Consider the following 17,789-nt stretch of genomic DNA (forward strand, 5'->3'; position numbering starts at 1 on the left):
AGTCGACACCGACAGTCACGAAGCGTCCGCTCAGCGTGAGCAGAGTTTGCCCTGCTCGACGCCTAAATCGGGAGGTACGGGGAGAGGTCAGCCCGGTTCCCGGAAACCCGGATGCGACCCTCAGTGACCGTTTCCGCCCATCCCTGGCGCCCGGTGGCGACCGCCAGCCAGGTCGGCGGGTCCATCTCCACCACGTTCGGCGGCGTACCACGGGTGTGTCGTGGACCACTCACGCACTGGACCGCACCGTAGGGTGGGACGCGCACCTCCACCGATCGGCCGGGGGCGCGATCCGCGAGGGCAGCCAAGAGCGTCCGGACCGCCTCCCGGAGCACCGGCCGTTCGGGCGTACGCCCCTCGTCCAGCGCCACCAGTGCGGCGCGTACCGCTTCGGAATAAGCGTGCGGAGAGGACACGACGGGACGATACGACCCGGCAGAAGGCCGCCCGACGGCGGCCCTGGGTAGAGATGATCCGGTCAGACAAGGCATAGTTGCCGACGGCGTTATTCGTACCGTGAGTGATCAACCTCGGCCGAGCGGCCGACGGGGGGATCAGACCCGGAAGGCGGTGGACGTGTCAACACACCGACGTGCCTGGAAGCAGCGGGCCGGTGTGGTCGTAGCGCTGGTCTTCGGCGCCCTGCTCACCGTCCCCGCAGCTCCCGCCTTCGCGGAACCCCCCGAAGTCAGCGTCAACCCGAGCTCCCTGACGATCAGCGCCGACAGCGATGCCTCCATTCAGGTGAGGGTCAAGGTCACCGACTCCGGTCCGACCCAGGTCACGATCAGGGTGGCCGGACTGCCATCAGGCGTCACCTGCAGCGCTGGCTGCAATGCGCCAGTTGCTGTGGTCGGACAGCGCAACGTGCCTGTAACGCTGAAGGCCAGCTCTGGTGCGTCGGCGACCGATGGCGCAAACGTTCAGTTCACTGCAGAAACGCCGACTGACTCGAACAGCGCCGCACTTTCGCTGACGGTGCGGGCTGCTGCACCGCCGTCGCAGCAGCCGCAGACCGTCAAGACGGTGTCGGGCAAGGTGGTCAACGCCGACGGCGATCCGATCGAGGGCGCCCTCGTCATGCTCCGCGACAGCGCGGGCAAGGAACGCCGCACCAACACCAGTGGTAACGGCAACTTCAGCTTCAGCGGCTCCGAGTCCAACCCGATCGCGCCCGGCCGGATCGACCTCGGCGCCTCCACCGACGGCGCCTCGCCGGTCGCCCGGTCGATCAACGCGAACGCCGGCCAGTCGGTCACCGGCGTCCGGCTCAGCATCCAGGTGAAGGCGTCGGCGAGCCCGAGCGCCACCCCGTCGGCGAGTGAGTCCGCCCCGCCGTCCGAGGAGCCGCTCGACGAGGAGGCGACCGACACCCCGTCGGCCGAGGCGCCCGCCGCGCAGCAGCCGGCCGCGAACGAGGACTCCGGCGGCTTCGGTTCCTGGCTGCTCATCCTGCTCGGCGGCCTGTTCGTCGCCGTCGGCGTGGGCACCATCGTGCTGCTCTACATGCGCCGCAAGAACGAGGGCGACGACGGCGACGGCGACGGTCCGGGTGGACCGACCGGTCCGGGTGGTCCCGGCGCGGCCGGTGCGATCCCGGCGGCCCGGGGCGCGTACCACGGCACCGACGACCAGACCCGCGTGGTGAACGGCATGGGCGCCCCGGCCGCGACGATGGTCGGCGGCCCCTCGATCAGCGACGCCCCCACCATGCTCCAGCGGCCGGTCGTGGACGACGTCCCGCCGGACCCGTACGGCGCGCCGCCCGGCCCGGCGTACGGCGCGGGCGGCGGCCAGGGCGGCTACGGCTATGGCGACGACGCAGCGGGCCAGGGCGGTTACGGCGGCGCGGGCGGCTACGGCAACGCGCCCTCCTCGGGCGGCGGCTACGGCAACGGACCCTCCTCCGGTGCCGGCTACGGCAACCCGGACTACGCCGCAGGTGCCGCGGCTGGCGCGGCCGGCTACGCGGCCCAGGGCGGTGGCTACGGCAACGAGCGCTTCGACGAGCCCACCGGCCGCTACACCGGTGACAGCACGCAGTACGCACCGGCGGCCGACCCGTACCCGACCAGCACCTACCAGCCGGAGCAGGACCGCGGCTACGACCAGGCCGGCTCGGCCCCGTACGGCCGTGGCCCGGAGCAGGGCGACGCTTACGGCGCGGCCGGTGGCTACGGCGCCGCGTCGGGCGGCTACGACAACGGCGCGACCGGCGGCTACGACAGCACCCGCCAGCAGGGCGGGTACGGCGAGCCCACCGGCGCCTACGGCAACGCCGCGGGCGGTGGCTACGGCGACAACCCGACCGGCGGGTACGGCGACGCCCCGGCCTACGGCGGCGGTCGCGCGGCGGGCGGCGGCTACGGCGACGCGCCGGCCGGCGGGTACGACAACGCGCCCGCCGGTGGCTACGGCGACGCCCCGGCCGGCGGCTACGACAGCACCCGCCAGCAGGGCGGATACGGCGACGCGCCCGCGGGCGGCTACGACAACCCCGCCGGCGGCTACGACAGCCGGTCCCAGGGCGGCTACGACAAGGGCGCCGGGGGTTACGACAGCGGCGCGACAGGTGGCTACGACAGCACTCGTCAGCAGGGCGGATACGGCGACGCGCCGGCCGGCGGCTACGGCAAAGCCGGTGGCGGCTACGACGGCGGTCACCAGGCGGGCGGATACGGCCAGCAGGGCGGCGGATACGGCGAGGGCTACGGTCAGAACCCGCAGGGCGGTTACGGCCAGCAGGGCGGTTACGGCCAGGAGCCGCCGCAGCAGCGCGGGGGCGGCTACGACAACGGCTACCCCAACGACCCGGCGCAGGCCGGTCGCGCTCGACCGGACGGGCAGGCGGACCGGAGCGGACGACGCCTCGACTGGCTGGACGACTGACAGACACCAGATGTGAGAACTGTGGCCGCCCGCGAACAGCGGGCGGCCACAGTCGTCAGCGGGCCCCGCAGGTCGGGAGCAGAAGCGGTGCTCAGGCGGGGGCGAAGTAGCCCTGGCGGAGCACCGGCACCACGTCGGAGACGCCCACCTCGGTCGCGACCGTGACGTCCTCGGCGAAGCCGCCCTCGGCGAGTTCCCGCCCGGAGACGCATCCCCGGACCGCTGCCGGCACGTCCGGCGTGCTCGCCAGCGCGGCGAGCGCCATCGCGGCCTCCACCGAGAGCCCGCCGGGCACATCGGCGAGCGCGTCGAGCACGCAGGCCGCACCGAGCTGGTCCTCCACGCACGGCCGGAGCGACCCGTCGGGCCAGCGCTCCCCGGCCGCCACCACGCCTACCGGGGCGTCCTTCGAGCCGTACCCCTCGGCGCGCAGCCAGCGCCCGACGGCGGGTGCGTTACGCAGGCACGCCGCGACCACCGGCACTCCGGTGGCGCTCGCAGCGGCGCTGATCGCCGAACCGTTGGGTGACGGCAGCACCAGGTCGGCGACGACCGGCGCGGCCCGCAGCGCCGCCGGGGACAGCGACCACGGGTGTTCGGTCGTCGTCTTCCGGCGGCCCACAGCGGCCACGGCCCCCACCCGGCGGGCGTAGTCGGCGGCCTGCTCGCCCCACGGGAACGGGTGCACCCGCATGCCGCGGCTCACCGCCACCTCCACGGCGGTGGTGAACGACAGCACGTCCACCACCACCAGGGCGGCACAGACCCGGCCGAGTTCCGCCGCCCCGGTCAGTCCCCAGTCGAACCGGGCACCGGCGCCGGGTTGGGCGAAGACGGCCAAGGCCAGCGCCTCAGCGCTGACCCGGCGCCGGCTCACCGGGAGCCGGACCGTCGGACCCGTCGGCGGGCGCCGACTCGTCCTGGGTCGGGGTTCCGTCGACTGCCGGCGTCGCCGTACCCTCTGCCGGCTCGGCCTCGTCGGACGCCGCAGCGGACGCCTCGGGCTCCGCCGCGGCGGCGGGTGCGGACGCCTCGGCGTCGGCCGCCGGAGCGTCCCGGCCGGCCTTGGCGATCGGCTCGGCGTCGACAGCGGCCGGGTCCACGCCGACCGGCTGCTCGGCGGTGGCCGGAAGCACAGTGGTGGTCCCGGTACGGGTCGCCTCCACCTCCACGCGGGCCGCCTCGGCGGCACCGAACAGGCGCGGGAGCGTACCGGTGTGCGCCTCGCGCAGCTCGTCCAGGCCGATCCGGAACTGGCCGTGCACCTCAAGCCCGCCGGAGGCCGGGTCGGTGACGCCGATGAACTCCCACGGCACGCCGCGCTCGGCGCAGAGGGCGGTGAACGCCTTCTCGTGGCCGCGCGGCACCGACACCAGCACGCGGCCGGCGGACTCGCTGAACAGGAACACGAACGGCATCGAGCCACCGGCGAAGTGCTCCGGCACCACGACCCGGGCGCCCACGCCGCGGCGCAGAGCCGACTCGACCAGGCTCTGCGCCAGGCCGCCGTCGGACAGGTCGTGCGCGGAGCTGAGGTGCCCGACCCGGGCCGCCTCGGCCAGCAGTTCGGCGAGCTGCCGCTCGCGGGCCAGGTCGACCTGCGGCGGGATGCCGCCCAGGTGCTCGTGCGTCACCCAGGCCCACTCCGAGCCGGACAGCTCGACGTGCGTCTCGCCCAGCAGGAAGAGCTGGTCGTGGTCGCCGGCCGGGCGCGGCACGAAGCCCATCGGCACCCGGTTTGCGACGTCGTCGAGCACGCCGAGCACGCCGACCACCGGGGTCGGGTGGATGGCGGCGGCGCCGGTCTGGTTGTAGAAGCTGACGTTGCCGCCGGTCACCGGGATGCCCAGCTCCAGGCAGCCGTCCGCCAGGCCGCGCACGGCCTCGGCGAACTGCCACATCACGCCCGGGTCCTCCGGCGAGCCGAAGTTCAGGCAGTTGGTCACCGCGATCGGCTTCGCGCCGGTCACCGCCACGTTCCGGTACGCCTCGGCCAGCGCCAGCTTCGTCCCGTGGTACGGGTCGAGGCGGGCGTACCGGCCGTTGCCGTCGACGGAGAGCGCGACACCCAGGCCGCTGCGCTCGTCGATACGGATCACGCCGGAGTCCTCCGGCTGGGCGAGCACGGTGTTGCCGAGCACGTACCTGTCGTACTGCTCGGTCACCCAGGTCTTGTCGGCCAGGTTCGGCGACGCGATCATGCGCAGCACGGTCTCCCGGAGCGCCTCCGGGGTGCTCGGCCGGGGCAGCGTCTCGGCGCGGTCGGCCTGGAGCAGGATCAGGTCGGCCGGCTCGCGCATCGGCCGGGCGTACACCGGGCCGTCGTCGACGAGCGAGCCCGGCGGCACGTCCACCACGAGCTGGTCGCGCCAGGTGACGACCAGGCGGCCCGGCTGGCCGTCCGCCGACGGCGCGGTGACCTCGCCGATGGCGGTGGCCCAGACGCCCCACTTCTCGGCGGTCTTCAGCACGGCGTCGAGCTTGTCCGGCGAGACGACGAGCAGCATCCGCTCCTGGGACTCGCTGGCCAGGATCTCGTGCGGCTCCATCGACGGCTCGCGCAGCGGCACGCGCTCCAGCCAGACCCGCATGCCGGTGCCGGCGGAGGCGGCGGTCTCGGTGAGGGCGCAGGTCAGGCCGGCGCCGCCGAGGTCCTGGATGCCGACGACCAGTTCGGCGTCGTACAGCTCCAGGCACGCCTCGATGAGCAGCTTCTCCATGAAGGGGTCGCCCACCTGCACGGACGGGCGGCGCTGCTCGCTGCCCTCGTCGAAGGTGGCGCTGGCGAGCACGGACACTCCGCCGATGCCGTCGCGGCCGGTCTTGGCGCCCATCAGCACCACGATGTTGCCGGGGCCGGTGGCGTCCTTCTTCTGCAGCCGGTCGACCGGCAGCACGCCCAGGCAGAGCGCGTTGACCAGCGGGTTGCCCTGGTAGCAGGGGTCGAAGACGACCTCGCCGCCGATGTTGGGCAGGCCCAGGCAGTTGCCGTAGCCGCCGACGCCGGCGACCACGCCGGGCAGTACCCGGGCGGTGTCCGGGTGGTCGGCCGCGCCGAAGCGCAGCGGGTCCATCACGGCGACCGGGCGGGCGCCCATGGCGAGGATGTCGCGGACGATGCCACCGACGCCGGTCGCCGCGCCCTGGTACGGCTCGACAAAGCTCGGGTGGTTGTGCGACTCGACCTTGAAGGTCACCGCCAGCTCGTCGGAGACCCGGACCACGCCGGCGTTCTCCCCGATGCCGGCGAGCAGCCGGTCACTCGGCGGCGCCTTCTCGCCGAACTGGCGCAGGTGCACCTTGCTCGACTTGTAGGAGCAGTGCTCACTCCACATGATCGAGTACATGGCCAGCTCGGCCTGGGTGGGCCGGCGGCCGAGGATGTGCCGGATCCGGTCGTACTCGTCGTCGCGGAGGCCCAGCTCGGCGTACGGCTGAAGCTCCTCCGGCGAGTCGGCGGCCCGGGGAACGGTGTCCACGCCCAGCGCCCAGTCGTCGGTCGGGCCGGCCTGCGGCACCACGCCCTGCGGCTCGCGCAGGGCCGGGTCCGGATGGGTGGTCATGACGTCTCCTTGCTGCGCTCGCCGCCGGTGCGGCGGGTGGGCCGACCGATGTTCCCGGCCACCATCACGCCGGCGCTCCCACCAGATGCTTGAGCACCGAGGTGAAGAAGCCGAGGCCGTCCAGGGAGGGGCCGGTGAGCGCCTCCACCGCGTGCTCGGGGTGCGGCATGATGCCGACGACGTTGCCGGCCTCGTTGGTGATCGCGGCGATGTCGCGCTGCGATCCGTTGGGGTTGCCGCCGACGTAGCGGGCGACGACGCGGCCCTCGCCCTCCAGCCGATCGAGCGTCGCGGGGTCGGCGACGTAGCAGCCCTCGCCGTTCTTGACCGGGACGAGCACCTCCTGGCCCGGCTGGAACGTGTTCGTCCAGGCAGTGCCGGTGCTCTCGATCCGCAGGACCTGGTCCCGGTTGCGGAAGTGCAGGTGCTGGTTGCGGGTGAGCGCCCCGGGCAGCAGATGGGCCTCGCAGAGGATCTGGAAGCCGTTGCAGATGCCGAGCACCGGCAGGCCACCGCGCGCGGCCTGGACGATCGTCTCCATCACCGGGGCGAACCGGGCGATGGCGCCGCAGCGCAGGTAGTCGCCGTAGGAGAAGCCGCCGGGCAGGACGACAGCGTCCACCCCGTGCAGGTCCGGGTCGCCGTGCCAGAGCCGGACCGCCTCGGCGCCGGCGATCCGTACGGCCCGGGCCGCGTCCCCGTCGTCGAGCGAGCCGGGGAAGGTGACCACACCGACCCGGGCGGTCACGACTGCGCGCCCGCGGTCTCGTCGGCGGTGACCACGCGGACGGTGAAGTCCTCGATGACCGGGTTGGCCAGCAGCTTGTCGGCGATCTCCCGGGCCCGGTCCAGGTCCGGTTCGCCGGTGAACTCGATCTCGATCCGCCTGCCGATCCGAACCGAGGCGACGTCACTGACGCCGAGGCGGGGCAGCGCGTTTGCGACGGCCTGGCCCTGCGGATCGAGGATCTCGGGCTTGAGCATGACGTCGACTACGACGCGAGGCACTGGGCACTCCTGACTGTGTACGCAGTTGGGTGCCGGCCCAACAATCGGGCGAGCGGAGCCAGCCTACCTGGCAGATACCGCCCGGCCCGCACCGGCCGGGGGCAGTTCCGGCACCGATCGGCCCCACCGGCGGCACCGGACGGGCACCGTTGCCCGTTCGTTGCGGCGCCGATGCGAATTCGTTGCGCTCCGTGCTTGTGGACGCCCCCTGGCACCACCTCCTACCAGGCATTCTGCCGCGAAACACCCCACCTTCGACCGGTATCCGACAGCGCGCCCGCGCGGCACGCGGCGCGCGTCACGCCATCGGCGCGATTCGATCCGCACCTTGTGACAGAGGGTGTCACGGCCGTAGCATGCATCGTCAGATGTCGATGAGTTAGATCGACGTCCCTCGCCGGCCCACCCCATCCGGCGGGTGTCACCCCCTGCCCGGCAACCCCGGGCGTCCGCGCAGAAGGAGCCCCGACATGCGCCTCCGTCCCCTGCTCGCCGTGCTGACCACCGCGCTGGCCGGCGTCCTGGCCACCGCCTCCGGCGCCACCGCCGCGCCGGCCGGCCCCCAGCCGATCATCGGCGGCGGCACCGTCTCGTCGGCGCCGTGGGCCGCCGCCGTCTTCAGCAACGGCTCGTTCACGTGCTCCGGCAGCGTGATCGCGCCCCAGTGGGTGCTCACCGCCCGGCACTGCGTCAGCGGCACCATGTCCGTCCGGGTCGGCAGCGTCTACTACGCCTCGGGCGGCGTGACCCGCACCGTGAGCGCCTCCTACACCCGCTACGACCTGGCCCTGCTGCGCCTGTCCAGCACGGTCAGCACCTCCGCCGTCTCGCTGGCCAGCAGCAACCCGCCGGTCGGCTCGACCAACACCATCTACGGCTGGGGCATGACCTGCTACAGCGGCTGCGGCGCGTCGCCCCAGCTCAAGACCGCCAGCGTCCGGGTGACCAGCACCAGCGTCACCGACGCGTACGGCGGCCAGGCGATCCGGAGCACCCGGGTCAACGGCAACGCGTGGCGGGGCGACTCGGGCGGCCCGCAGTTCTACAACGGCCGGCAGGTCGGCGTCGCCTCCACCGCCGACGGCCAGAGCATCCAGAACTACGGCAGTGTTGCGTACAACCGGGCCTGGATCACCTCGACGGCCGGTGTCTGACGGTTGATGCCGATGCGGCGCGGATCGGTCGGGTGCGGCCCGGCCGTCCGCGCCGCGCCGTTTTTCAGCATCCGATCAGCTGAACACGGCTCGCGAACCACCCGGCCGGGGACTGACAGCATCGGAAGCGTGCTGGTCGTGACGACGGATCAACTGCCCGGCTACGAGATCCGCCAGATCCTCGGCGAAGTGGTCTCCTCGATGGCGAGGACCCGCAACCCGTACCGCGAGGGGGTCAAGAACCTGCGCGGTGGCGCCTACGACCCGATGGCGCCGGACAACCTGACCCGGTGGCGTACCGACTCGGTGGCCCGCCTCGGCGAGGAGGCACGCCGCCTGGGCGCGAACGCGGTGATCGGCATGCGCTTCGACAGCCGCGACTGCGGCGAGATGTGGATGGAGATCTGCGCGTACGGCACGGCGGTGATCGTCGCGCCGAAGATGCCGGACGTCATGCCGCCGGACCAGCCGGCGATCGCGGCCGAGACCGCTCACGAGCCGGAGATCGCCTCCGCGCCCGGCGGCATCGCCGAGCCCGCGAGCGCCCCCAACCTGAGTTCCGCGGCCGAAACCCCCACCGGCCCCTGACCGGCGCTGTCTGCAGCCTCTGCCGCGTCGATCATGAAGTTGACGGCAGGAATGATCTCCTTGAGTGCCGCCAACTTCATGATCGACCAGAAGGACAGGGCCGTCAGAGGATGGGGGGCGGGGAGTAGGCCGCCGCCTGGGGGTGGGACTCCACGACCCTGGTGATTCTTGCGGTCACGCGGGCGACCTGGTCGGTGGCGGCGCCTACGAAGGCGTTGCGGTCGGCCACCAGCGTGTCGATCTCGGCCCGGGTCAGGCCCAGCCGGCCGTCCGCGGCCAGGCGGTCGAACAGGTCGTTCTCGGCCGCGCCCTTCTCCCGCATCGCCAGCGCCACGGCGACCGCGTGCTCCTTGATCACCTCGTGCGCGACCTCCCGGCCCACACCCCGGCGCACGGCCGCCACCAGGATCTTCGTGGTGGCGAGGAAAGGCAGGAAGCGCTCCAGCTCCCGGTTGATCACCGCCGGGTACGGGCCGAACTCGTCCAGCACGGTGAGGAACGTCTGGAACAGCCCGTCGGCGGCGAAGAACGCATCAGGCAGCGCTACCCGGCGCACCACCGAGCAGGAGACGTCGCCCTCGTTCCACTGGTCGCCGGCCAGCTCGCCGACCATCGACAGGTAGCCCCGGATGATCACCGCGAAGCCGTTCACCCGCTCCGACGAGCGCGTGTTCATCTTGTGCGGCATCGCGCTGGAGCCGACCTGGCCCGGCTTGAAGCCCTCGGTGACCAGCTCCTGGCCCACCATGAGCCGGATCGTGGTGGCGAGCGACGACGGCGCGGCGGCCACCTGGGCCAGCGCGGAGAGCACGTCGAAGTCGAGCGAGCGCGGGTAGACCTGGCCGACGCTGTCCAGCACCCGGCGGAAGCCCAGGTGCCCGGCCACCCGCTGCTCCAGCTCGGCCACCTTGGCGGCGTCGCCGTCGAACAGGTCGAGCTGGTCGGCGGCGGTGCCCACCGGCCCCTTGATCCCGCGCAGCGGGTAGCGGCCGATCAGATCCTCCAGCCGCTCGTACGCGATGAGCAGCTCCTCAGCCGCCGACGCGAAGCGCTTGCCGAGCGTGGTGGCCTGCGCGGCGACGTTGTGCGACCGGCCGGTCATCACCAGGGCCGAGTACTCCCCCGCGTGCCAGCCCAGCCGGGCCAGCGTGGCGACCACCCGGTCCCGGATCAGCTCCAGCGAGGCACGGATCTGGAGCTGCTCGACGTTCTCGGTGAGGTCGCGGGAGGTCATCCCCTTGTGCACGTGCTCGTGCCCGGCGAGCGCGCTGAACTCCTCGATCCGGGCCTTCACGTCGTGCCGGGTGACCCGCTCCCGCGCCGCGATCGAGGCCAGGTCGACTTGGTCGACCACCCGCTCGTACGCCTCGACCACCCCGTCCGGCACCGGCACGCCGAGATCACGCTGGGCCTTGAGCACCGCCAGCCAGAGCCGGCGCTCCATCCGGACCTTCTCCTCCGGTGACCAGAGGGCGACCAGTTCGGGCGAGGCGTACCGGTTGGCGAGCACGTTCGGGATCGTCGTCACGTACCTCAGTCTTTCATGAGGCCCGGGCCGGTCCCGGCGACGCCGGTACCCGGTCCGGCCTGTGGGCGGGCCGGACCGGGACACACCGTCAGCCCAGCCGGATCTCCGGGTCCAGCGCGACCGCTGCCATCTCCTCGACTGTCATCAGGTGTCGGTCGGTGGACGAGACCGTCTGCACCGACACGAACGCGCCGTCGGCCCGCTTGACGGTCACGGTACGCAGGACCGTGCGCTTGGTCACCGGCTTCGCCAGGTTCCTGCCCTCCGCGTCGTGCGCCACCACCAGCTCGCCCCCGGGGCCGGTGAAGGACCGGCACGTGACCTCGCCGGGGCGGCACCGGTCCGGGCCCGACGTGTGGCCGGGGCGTACCCGGCCCACGTTGATGTTCAGGTACGACCGGACCTCGCCCCGAGCGGCGACACCCACAGCCAACCAGCCGGTCGCGGACTCCCACTGCAACCGCTGCACCCACCACGGCGGCTCGTCGGTGACCGGGCCGTCCCAGGTCTCGCGGTCCCCGGTCGACGCGCCCTGCACCCACCGCAGGTCCGGCGCCTCCCGGTGGAACGCGGCGAGCATCGCCGCGCGCAGGCGCTCCGGCTCGGTCCGTGCGGCGGCGGACGCGGCCGAGTGGGCGGGCGCCGGACCACCGGACGCCCCCGGCTGCACGACCACGCCGACGCCGAGCGCCAGTGCCAGCACCGCGGTCGCCGAGGCGTACGCCCCCACCGTTCGCCGCCGACGCCGGCCCTCCCGCGCCACCAGGGCGTCCACGTCCACCGTCGTCGGCGGCGCATCGCCGATCGCCTCGTCGAAGATCTGCCGGTACGTCATCTCTGCCTCCCGCTCTCCGCTGCCGAATGGTGCGAGGCGAGCAGCCGCAGCGTCTCCAGCGCACGGGCGGCCTGACTCTTCACGGTTCCGGTGCTGACGCCCAGGATCTGCGCGGTCTCCTCGACCGACAGGTCGCAGTAGAAGCGGAGCACCACCACCGCCCGTCGGCGCGGCGCGAGCCGGCCCAGCAGCTCCAGCAGCATCTCCCGCTCACCGACCGACGGCTCCCCGGCTGCCAGGTCGGCCCGGTCCGGCACCTCGTCGGTGCTGCGCTCCCGCCGCCACGGCCGGCGCCGCTCGTCCAGCCACGCGTTGGTGAGCATCCCCCGGACGTACGCGTCGAGGTTGTCCGCGCCGAGCGCCCGCCGCCAGTTGCGGTAGAGCTTGCTCAACGTGATCGACACCAGGTCGTCCGCCGTGTGCCAGTCCCGGCAGAGCAGGTACGCCGTCCGGCGCAGCGGCTCCAGCCGGGCGGTCACGTAGTCGCGGAACTCCTCGTCGCGCCCGGTCACGAAGTGCCACCCCTCGCTCGCCTCATGCCCAGGGGACGGAACGAGCCGGCACGCGGGTTGCCCGCCCGGCGCAGAACCGGGCGGGCGTCCTCGTCAGCGCTCCAGGATCGCTGTCACGCCCTGCCCGCCGGCCGCGCAGATGGAGATCAGGCCGCGCCCGCTCCCCTTCTGATCCAGCAGCTTGGCCAGCGTGGCGACGATCCGGCCACCGGTGGCGGCGAACGGGTGTCCGGCCGCCAGCGACGAGCCGTTGACGTTGAGCTTGTCCCGATCGATCGAGCCGAGCGGGGCGTCCAGGCCGAGGCGCTCCTTGCAGAACTCCGGCGACTCCCAGGCGGCGAGGGTGGCCAGCACCTGGGAGGCGAACGCCTCGTGGATCTCGTAGAAGTCGAAGTCCTGGAGGCTCAGCCCGGCCCGGGCCAGCATCCGGGGCACCGCGTACGTGGGGGCCATCAGCAGGCCCTCGTCGCCGTGCACGAAGTCGACGGCGGCGGCCTCCGACCAGGAGAACCAGGCCAGCACCGGCAGGTTGTGCGCCTTGGCCCACTCCTCGGAGGCGAGCAGCACAGTGGACGCGCCGTCGGTGAGCGGCGAGGAGTTGCCGGCGGTCATGGTGGCCCGCTCGGCGTCCGCGCCGGAGGCGCCGAAGACCGGCTTGAGCGAGCCGAGCTTCTCCAGGCTGGTGTCCGGGCGCAGGTTCTGGTCGCGGGTCAGCCCCAGGTAGGGGGTCATCAGGTCGTCGAAGAACCCCTTGTCGTACGCGGCGGCGAGCCGCTGGTGCGAGCGCAGCGCGAGTTCGTCCTGCGCGGCCCGGTCGACGTTCCAGCGCAGCGCGGTGCGGGCCGCGTGCTCACCCATCGACAGCCCGGTACGCGGCTCGGCGTTGCGCGGGATCTCCGGCTTGAACGGCTGGTGCGGGCGCAGCTTCGCCGCGATCTTGAGCCGTTCGCCGAGCGTACGGGCCGAGTTGAGCTGGATCAGGGTGCGCCGCATGTCCTCGTTGACGGCGAGCGGCGCGTCCGAGGTGGTGTCGACGCCGCCGGCGATGCCGACCTCGATCTGCCCGAGGGCGATCTTGTTGGCGACCAGGATGGCCGCTTCCAGCCCGGTGCCGCAGGCCTGCTGGATGTCGTACGCGGGGGTGTGCGGGTCGAGCCGGGAGCCGAGCACGACCTCACGGGTGAGGTTGAAGTCGCGGGAGTGCTTGAGCACCGCGCCGGCCACCATCTCGCCGACCCGCTCGCCGGCCAGCCCGAACCGGGCGATCAGCCCGTCGAGCGCCGCACCGAGCATGTCCGCGTTCGACGCGTGCGCGTAGCGCGAGTTGGACCGGGCGAAGGGGATGCGGTTGCCCCCGATGACCGCGACCCGCCGGACACTCTGCACGATCGGCCTCCCTCGAAACTGTTGCCCGAACCCTACTCGCCAGTAGGCTACGCCTATGACCGACAGGTACGCGAGCTTCGTCCAGACGGGGGCCGGTCGCGCGCTGGTCAAGCGCCTCGGGCTGCCCGACCCGCCCCGACTGCGCCGGCACACGCCGGGCGACCCGCTCGTTCCCGGGCCGGTCCTGCTCGGCTCCTCGGCCGGCGGCCGGATCGCCGAGCCGGCCGGCAAGATCCTGACCGCCGCCGGGGTCGAGCTGGCCGACCCGGTCGCCGCCCACGACGCCGACCGCCGCTTCGCGGCCCTGGTGTACGACGCCAGCGGCATCACCGACTCCGCCGGGCTGCGCCAGCTCTACGACTTCTTCCACCCGCAGGCCCGCTCGCTGCTGCCCAGCGGCCGGGTGATCGTGCTGGGCACCCCGCCGGCCGAGTGCGGCTCCCCCCGGGAGGCTACCGCCCAGCGCGCACTGGAGGGCCTGACCCGCAGCATCGGCAAGGAGTTCGGCCGGGGCGTGACCGCCCAGCTCGTCTACGTGACACGCGAGGGTGACGCCGGCACCCCGGTGAGCCTGGAGTCCACGCTCCGGTTCCTGCTCTCCGGCCGGTCCGCGTACGTCTCGGGCCAGGTCGTCCGCGTCGGCACCGGCACCGCCGTGGCGCCGGCCGACTGGGACCGGCCGCTTTCCGGGCAGGTGGTGCTGGTGACCGGCGCGGCCCGGGGCATCGGCGCGGCACTGGCGAAGGTGCTGGCCCGCGACGGCGCCCAGGTGGTGGCGCTGGACATCCCGGCGGCCGGGGACGAGCTGGCCGCTGTCGCGAACGACATCGGCGGCAGCGCGGTGCAGCTCGACCTGACCGCGCCTGATGCGCCGACGCGGCTGGCGGAGCATCTGGCGTCCCGGCACGGCCGGGTCGACGTGGTGGTGCACAACGCGGGCATCACCCGGGACAAGACGCTGGGCCGGATGGACGCCGACCGGTGGGACTCGGTGATCGACGTGAACCTGTCCAGCCAGGAGCGGATCAACGACGTACTGCTGGAACGCGACCTGATCCCGGCCGGCGGCCGGATCGTGTCGGTCTCGTCGATCGCCGGGATCGCCGGCAACCGGGGGCAGACCAACTACGCGACGAGCAAGGCCGGCGTGATCGGCCTGGTCGACTCGCTCTCGCCGGTGCTGCGCGAGCGCGGGATCAGCCTGAACGCCGTGGCGCCGGGCTTCATCGAGACCCGGCTGACCGCGCGCATCCCGCTGACGATCCGCGAGGCGGGACGGCGGATGAACAGCATGGCCCAGGGCGGCCTGCCGGTGGACGTGGCCGAGACGATCGGCTGGCTCTCCTGGCCGGCGACCGGCGCGGTGAGCGGCAACGTGGTCCGGGTCTGCGGCCAGAGCCTGCTGGGGGCGTGATGGCACCCCGTGACCACGAGGACGACGACCTGACCCTGCACGACCTGATCGAGGGCCCCACCCGGGACCTGACCGCAGCCCGAGCCGCCGCCCAGGCCCAGTCCCACCCCACCCAGGCCCACCCCTCCTCCGACGATCATGAAGTTGACGGCACTTCTGGAGATCCACAAGGCAGCCAACCTCATGATCGACGGGGTGAAGGGGAGAGGGAAGAGGCGGGGTCGGAGGGGCGGCGGCGCGTGGCACTGTCGCGGCTGCCTGCGAGTGGGGCGCTCTACCGGCGGGCGCTGCTGGGAGTGGTGCCGGGGGTCGGGGGGCGTCGCGGGGCGGACGTGCCGGGACTTGAACTGGGCGTCTCGGGGGTCGCTGTGGATCAGCGGCACCTGGCGGACTACGACCGGGTGTGCGGGTTCCGGCTGACCGACCGGCTGCCGGCGACGTATCTGCACGTGCTCGGATTCCCGCTGTCGCTGCGGCTGATGACGGGTCCGGGCTTCCCCATCCCGCTCACCGGCGTGGTGCACGTGGCCAACCGGATCACCGTGCACCGCCCGGTCGAGGTCGGCGAGAGCGTCGACTTCCACACGTACGCGGAGAACCTGCGCCCGCACGAGCGGGGCCGCCAGCTCGACGTGGTGCTGGTCGGCTCGATCGGCGGCGAGGAGGTGTGGCGCGGCGTGTCCACGTACCTCGGGAAGGAGCGCGCCGCAGGCGGCGGCCCGCGGCGCGACCGGGGTGACCGCCCGGCGCCGCCGGCCGCCTCGGCGCGGTGGCGGGTGACGCCCCGGGTGGGTACGGACTACGCGCGCGTCTCCGGCGACCACAACCCGATCCACACCTCGAAGCTGGGCGCGCGGCTGTTCGGCTTCCCGCGCCCGATCGCGCACGGCATGTGGAGCAAGGCCCGCTGCCTGGCCGCGCTGGAGCCCCGGCTGCCCGAGGCGTACACGGTGGACGTGTCGTTCAAGCTGCCGGTGCCGTTGCCGTCCACTGTCGCGTTCAGCGCCTCGCCGACCGGCGAGGGCTGGGACTTCGCGCTGCACAGCGCCCGGGACGGAAGGCCGCATCTGGTCGGTTCGGTGCGCTGAGCGAAAGAGGGGACTTGCCGTCCCCTCTTTTCGGCGCTAAGTTGTTCTCAGATTGAGTTGTTCTCAACCTGAGAGAGTGAGTGGCCGTGAACGAGCAGGAGTTCCTCGCCGGGTACGACCCCCGGGACTACCCGGCGGTCGCGGTCACCGTCGACGTGGTCGCCCTGACCATCCGCGAGGGCGCGCTGCACCTGCTGCTGATCCGCCGCGGCGCGCCGCCCTACGAGGGGCACTGGGCGCTGCCCGGCGGCTTCGTCCAGCCGGACGAGGACCTCGCCGCGGGCGCCCGGCGCGAGCTGGCCGAGGAGACCGGCCTGGGCGGTGAGCGGCTGCGCCGGGTGCACCTGGAACAGCTCGGCAGCTACGGCGCCCCGGACCGCGACCCCCGCATGCGCGTGGTCTCGGTCGCGCACCTGGCGTTCGCCCCCGACCTGCCCGACCCGGTCGCCGACACCGACGCCGACGAGGCGATCTGGCTGCCGGTCACCGCGCTGACCAGCCGGCAGCTCGCCTTCGACCACGGCCGGATCATCGACGACGGTCTGGAGCGCGCCCGCTCCAAGCTGGAGTACACGCCTCTCGCCACCCGGTTCCTCGCCCCCGAGTTCACAGTCACCGAGCTGCGGGAGGTCTACGAGACGGTCTGGGGCCACCCGCTGCACGCCGGCAACTTCCACCGCAAGGTGCTCTCGGTGCCCGGCTTCGTGGAGAGCACCGGCGCCAGCACCGAACGCGGCGGCGCGCGCGGCGGCCCCCGGGCCAAGCTCTACCGCGCCGGAGACGCCCGGCTGCTGCACCCGGCGCTGCTGCGCCCCGCCCGGGAGGAGACGGTTCGGTGAGGACCGAGGAGGCGATCCGGCTGGTCACGGCCGCGCGCACCGACGCCGACCTGTTCGGCACGCAGGAGCCGGCCCGCCGCTACCGCGAGCTGGTCGGCGCGCTGCACCCCGACCGGCTGGGCGCGGCCGACCCGGGGGTACGCGCCGCCGCCGCCGACGCGCTCGTCACAGTCACCACCCGGTGGCGTACTCCCGCCCCCACGTACACCGGCGACGTCGCCACCCTGCACGAACGGAAGGAAGGGCCCCTTGTTAACGCCTCCGGTAGAGGAGGGGCCCCTTCTTATCACCTGGCCAAGGTGTGCCGGCACCCGAGCGACAACGACCTGATGGCCCGCGAGGCACGCGCGTTGCGGCGGATCGCCGAGCGCGGCGACGCCAAGCACCTCGCGTACGTGCCCCGGCTCGTCGACTCCTACCCGGCGCGCGACCCGTCGACCGGCGTGCAACGGCAGGTCAACGAGCTAATGACCGTACCCGGACTGCGAAGCCTGGACGACGTGCGCCGCGCGTACCCGGACGGGCTGGACCCGCGCGACGCGGCCTGGATGTGGCGGCGGCTGCTCGTGGCGCTCGGCCTGGCCCACCGGGCCGGCGTCGTGCACGGCGCGGTGCTGCCCCGGCACGTGCTGATCGAGCCGGACGCACACGGCCTGGTGCTCGTCGACTGGTGCTTCTCGGCCGAGCCGGGCGGGCTCGTGCCGGCGCTCGTGCCCGGCCACGAGGACTGGTATCCGCCGGAGGTCGCCGCGAAGCGGCAGTGCGGGCCGGGCACCGACATCGCGCTCGCCGCCCGCTGCATGACCTGGCTGATGGGCGACCGCGCGCCGCGCGAGCTGCGCGCCTTCGCCGATGGCTGCCAGGGCACCGCGCTCGCCACCCGGCCGGACGACGCCTGGCGGCTGCTGCGCGAACTGGACGAGGTGCTGCACCGGCTGTACGGGCCGCGCACCTTCCGACCCTTCACCCTCAACCCGTAGGGAGG

Annotated in this window: 16 protein-coding genes; 7 read left to right on the forward strand and 9 right to left on the reverse strand. The window is 73.2% G+C overall.

The genetic code is table 11. The features are described from left to right. Positions 1-62 precede the first annotated feature (62 nt). The gene (locus BFV98_RS31550; protein ID WP_041798746.1) at positions 63-416 is read right to left on the reverse strand and encodes a sterol carrier family protein; all 354 of its coding nucleotides are present in this window, start codon (positions 414-416) and stop codon (positions 63-65) included. A 160-nt stretch (positions 417-576) separates the two neighbouring features. Here BFV98_RS31550 and BFV98_RS18425 point away from each other — a divergent pair, with 160 nt between their 5' ends. Then, the gene (locus tag BFV98_RS18425) at positions 577-2,889 is read left to right on the forward strand and encodes a carboxypeptidase-like regulatory domain-containing protein (RefSeq protein ID WP_071098926.1); all 2,313 of its coding nucleotides are present in this window, start codon (positions 577-579) and stop codon (positions 2,887-2,889) included. 91 nt (positions 2,890-2,980) lie between these two features. Here BFV98_RS18425 and BFV98_RS18430 read toward each other — a convergent pair whose 3' ends face one another. The 4 genes from BFV98_RS18430 to purS all read right to left on the reverse strand — a co-directional run bounded on the left by BFV98_RS18430 (position 2,981) and on the right by purS (position 7,460). Next, on the reverse strand, positions 2,981-3,730 hold the full coding sequence (locus BFV98_RS18430; protein WP_030273407.1) for a 2-phosphosulfolactate phosphatase: 750 nt from the start codon (positions 3,728-3,730) through the stop codon (positions 2,981-2,983). Between the two features lie 10 nt (positions 3,731-3,740). Next, positions 3,741-6,452 carry a phosphoribosylformylglycinamidine synthase subunit PurL gene (gene purL / locus BFV98_RS18435; RefSeq protein WP_071097209.1) on the reverse strand — a complete coding sequence of 904 codons (2,712 nt, stop codon included), beginning with the start codon at positions 6,450-6,452 and terminating at the stop codon, positions 3,741-3,743. Between the two features lie 64 nt (positions 6,453-6,516). Next, positions 6,517-7,200 (reverse strand): phosphoribosylformylglycinamidine synthase subunit PurQ, encoded by a 684-nt coding sequence (gene purQ / locus BFV98_RS18440; RefSeq protein WP_030273403.1) that lies wholly within the window; start codon positions 7,198-7,200, stop codon positions 6,517-6,519. Next, positions 7,197-7,460: a phosphoribosylformylglycinamidine synthase subunit PurS gene (purS, locus tag BFV98_RS18445; RefSeq protein WP_013473439.1), complete on the reverse strand. Its 264-nt coding sequence runs from the start codon at positions 7,458-7,460 to the stop codon at positions 7,197-7,199. The genes purQ and purS overlap by 4 nt, the downstream gene beginning before the upstream one ends. Positions 7,461-7,930: 470 nt before the next feature. On the opposite strand from purS, the gene BFV98_RS18450 reads away from it, so the two are divergent. Together BFV98_RS18450 and BFV98_RS18455 are read left to right on the forward strand one after the other, a co-directional pair. Next, on the forward strand, positions 7,931-8,614 hold the full coding sequence (locus BFV98_RS18450; RefSeq protein ID WP_013473438.1) for a trypsin-like serine protease: 684 nt from the start codon (positions 7,931-7,933) through the stop codon (positions 8,612-8,614). A gap of 12 nt (positions 8,615-8,626) precedes the next feature. Next, on the forward strand, positions 8,627-9,202 hold the full coding sequence (locus BFV98_RS18455; protein WP_174361687.1) for a YbjQ family protein: 576 nt from the start codon (positions 8,627-8,629) through the stop codon (positions 9,200-9,202). A gap of 103 nt (positions 9,203-9,305) precedes the next feature. Here the strand turns inward: BFV98_RS18455 and purB are convergent, their stop codons facing one another. The 4 genes from purB to BFV98_RS18475 all read right to left on the reverse strand — a co-directional run bounded on the left by purB (position 9,306) and on the right by BFV98_RS18475 (position 13,463). After that, positions 9,306-10,730, reverse strand: a complete 1,425-nt coding sequence (purB, locus tag BFV98_RS18460; RefSeq protein WP_013283417.1) for an adenylosuccinate lyase — start codon at positions 10,728-10,730, stop codon at positions 9,306-9,308. Between the two features lie 88 nt (positions 10,731-10,818). Further along, a complete protein-coding gene (locus tag BFV98_RS18465; protein ID WP_013283416.1) occupies positions 10,819-11,565 on the reverse strand; it encodes a hypothetical protein in 747 nt (248 codons plus the stop codon). Further along, positions 11,562-12,077, reverse strand: a complete 516-nt coding sequence (locus BFV98_RS18470; protein ID WP_013283415.1) for a SigE family RNA polymerase sigma factor — start codon at positions 12,075-12,077, stop codon at positions 11,562-11,564. The genes BFV98_RS18465 and BFV98_RS18470 overlap by 4 nt, the downstream gene beginning before the upstream one ends. A 93-nt stretch (positions 12,078-12,170) precedes the next feature. Then, positions 12,171-13,463, reverse strand: coding sequence for an acetyl-CoA C-acetyltransferase (locus BFV98_RS18475; RefSeq protein ID WP_071097210.1), 1,293 nt, complete (start codon positions 13,461-13,463; stop codon positions 12,171-12,173). 55 nt (positions 13,464-13,518) lie between these two features. Between BFV98_RS18475 and BFV98_RS18480 the strand changes: the two genes are divergently transcribed. From BFV98_RS18480 to BFV98_RS18495, 4 genes are all read left to right on the forward strand, one after another. Beyond that, a complete protein-coding gene (locus tag BFV98_RS18480) occupies positions 13,519-14,877 on the forward strand; it encodes a 3-oxoacyl-ACP reductase (RefSeq protein WP_071097212.1) in 1,359 nt (452 codons plus the stop codon). Next, positions 14,877-15,965: a MaoC/PaaZ C-terminal domain-containing protein gene (locus BFV98_RS18485; protein WP_013283412.1), complete on the forward strand. Its 1,089-nt coding sequence runs from the start codon at positions 14,877-14,879 to the stop codon at positions 15,963-15,965. The genes BFV98_RS18480 and BFV98_RS18485 overlap by 1 nt, the downstream gene beginning before the upstream one ends. A gap of 80 nt (positions 15,966-16,045) precedes the next feature. Further along, on the forward strand, positions 16,046-16,804 hold the full coding sequence (locus tag BFV98_RS18490; protein ID WP_013283411.1) for an NUDIX domain-containing protein: 759 nt from the start codon (positions 16,046-16,048) through the stop codon (positions 16,802-16,804). Continuing rightward, positions 16,801-17,784 (forward strand): serine/threonine protein kinase, encoded by a 984-nt coding sequence (locus tag BFV98_RS18495; protein WP_071097213.1) that lies wholly within the window; start codon positions 16,801-16,803, stop codon positions 17,782-17,784. The genes BFV98_RS18490 and BFV98_RS18495 overlap by 4 nt, the downstream gene beginning before the upstream one ends. Positions 17,785-17,789: the final 5 nt, after the last annotated feature.

Source organism: Micromonospora sp. WMMB235, assembly GCF_001855515.1.
GTDB lineage: Bacteria > Actinomycetota > Actinomycetes > Mycobacteriales > Micromonosporaceae > Micromonospora > Micromonospora aurantiaca.

Coding starts and splice junctions, on each gene's coding strand:
- purL (WP_071097209.1), bottom strand. CDS start 6,452: ATGACCACCCATCCGGACCCGGCCCTGCGCGAGCCGCAGGGCGTGGTG.
- BFV98_RS18450 (WP_013473438.1), top strand. CDS start 7,931: ATGCGCCTCCGTCCCCTGCTCGCCGTGCTGACCACCGCGCTGGCCGGC.
- BFV98_RS18455 (WP_174361687.1), top strand. CDS start 8,627: ATGCGGCGCGGATCGGTCGGGTGCGGCCCGGCCGTCCGCGCCGCGCCG.
- BFV98_RS18465 (WP_013283416.1), bottom strand. CDS start 11,565: ATGACGTACCGGCAGATCTTCGACGAGGCGATCGGCGATGCGCCGCCG.
- BFV98_RS18480 (WP_071097212.1), top strand. CDS start 13,519: ATGACCGACAGGTACGCGAGCTTCGTCCAGACGGGGGCCGGTCGCGCG.
- BFV98_RS18485 (WP_013283412.1), top strand. CDS start 14,877: ATGGCACCCCGTGACCACGAGGACGACGACCTGACCCTGCACGACCTG.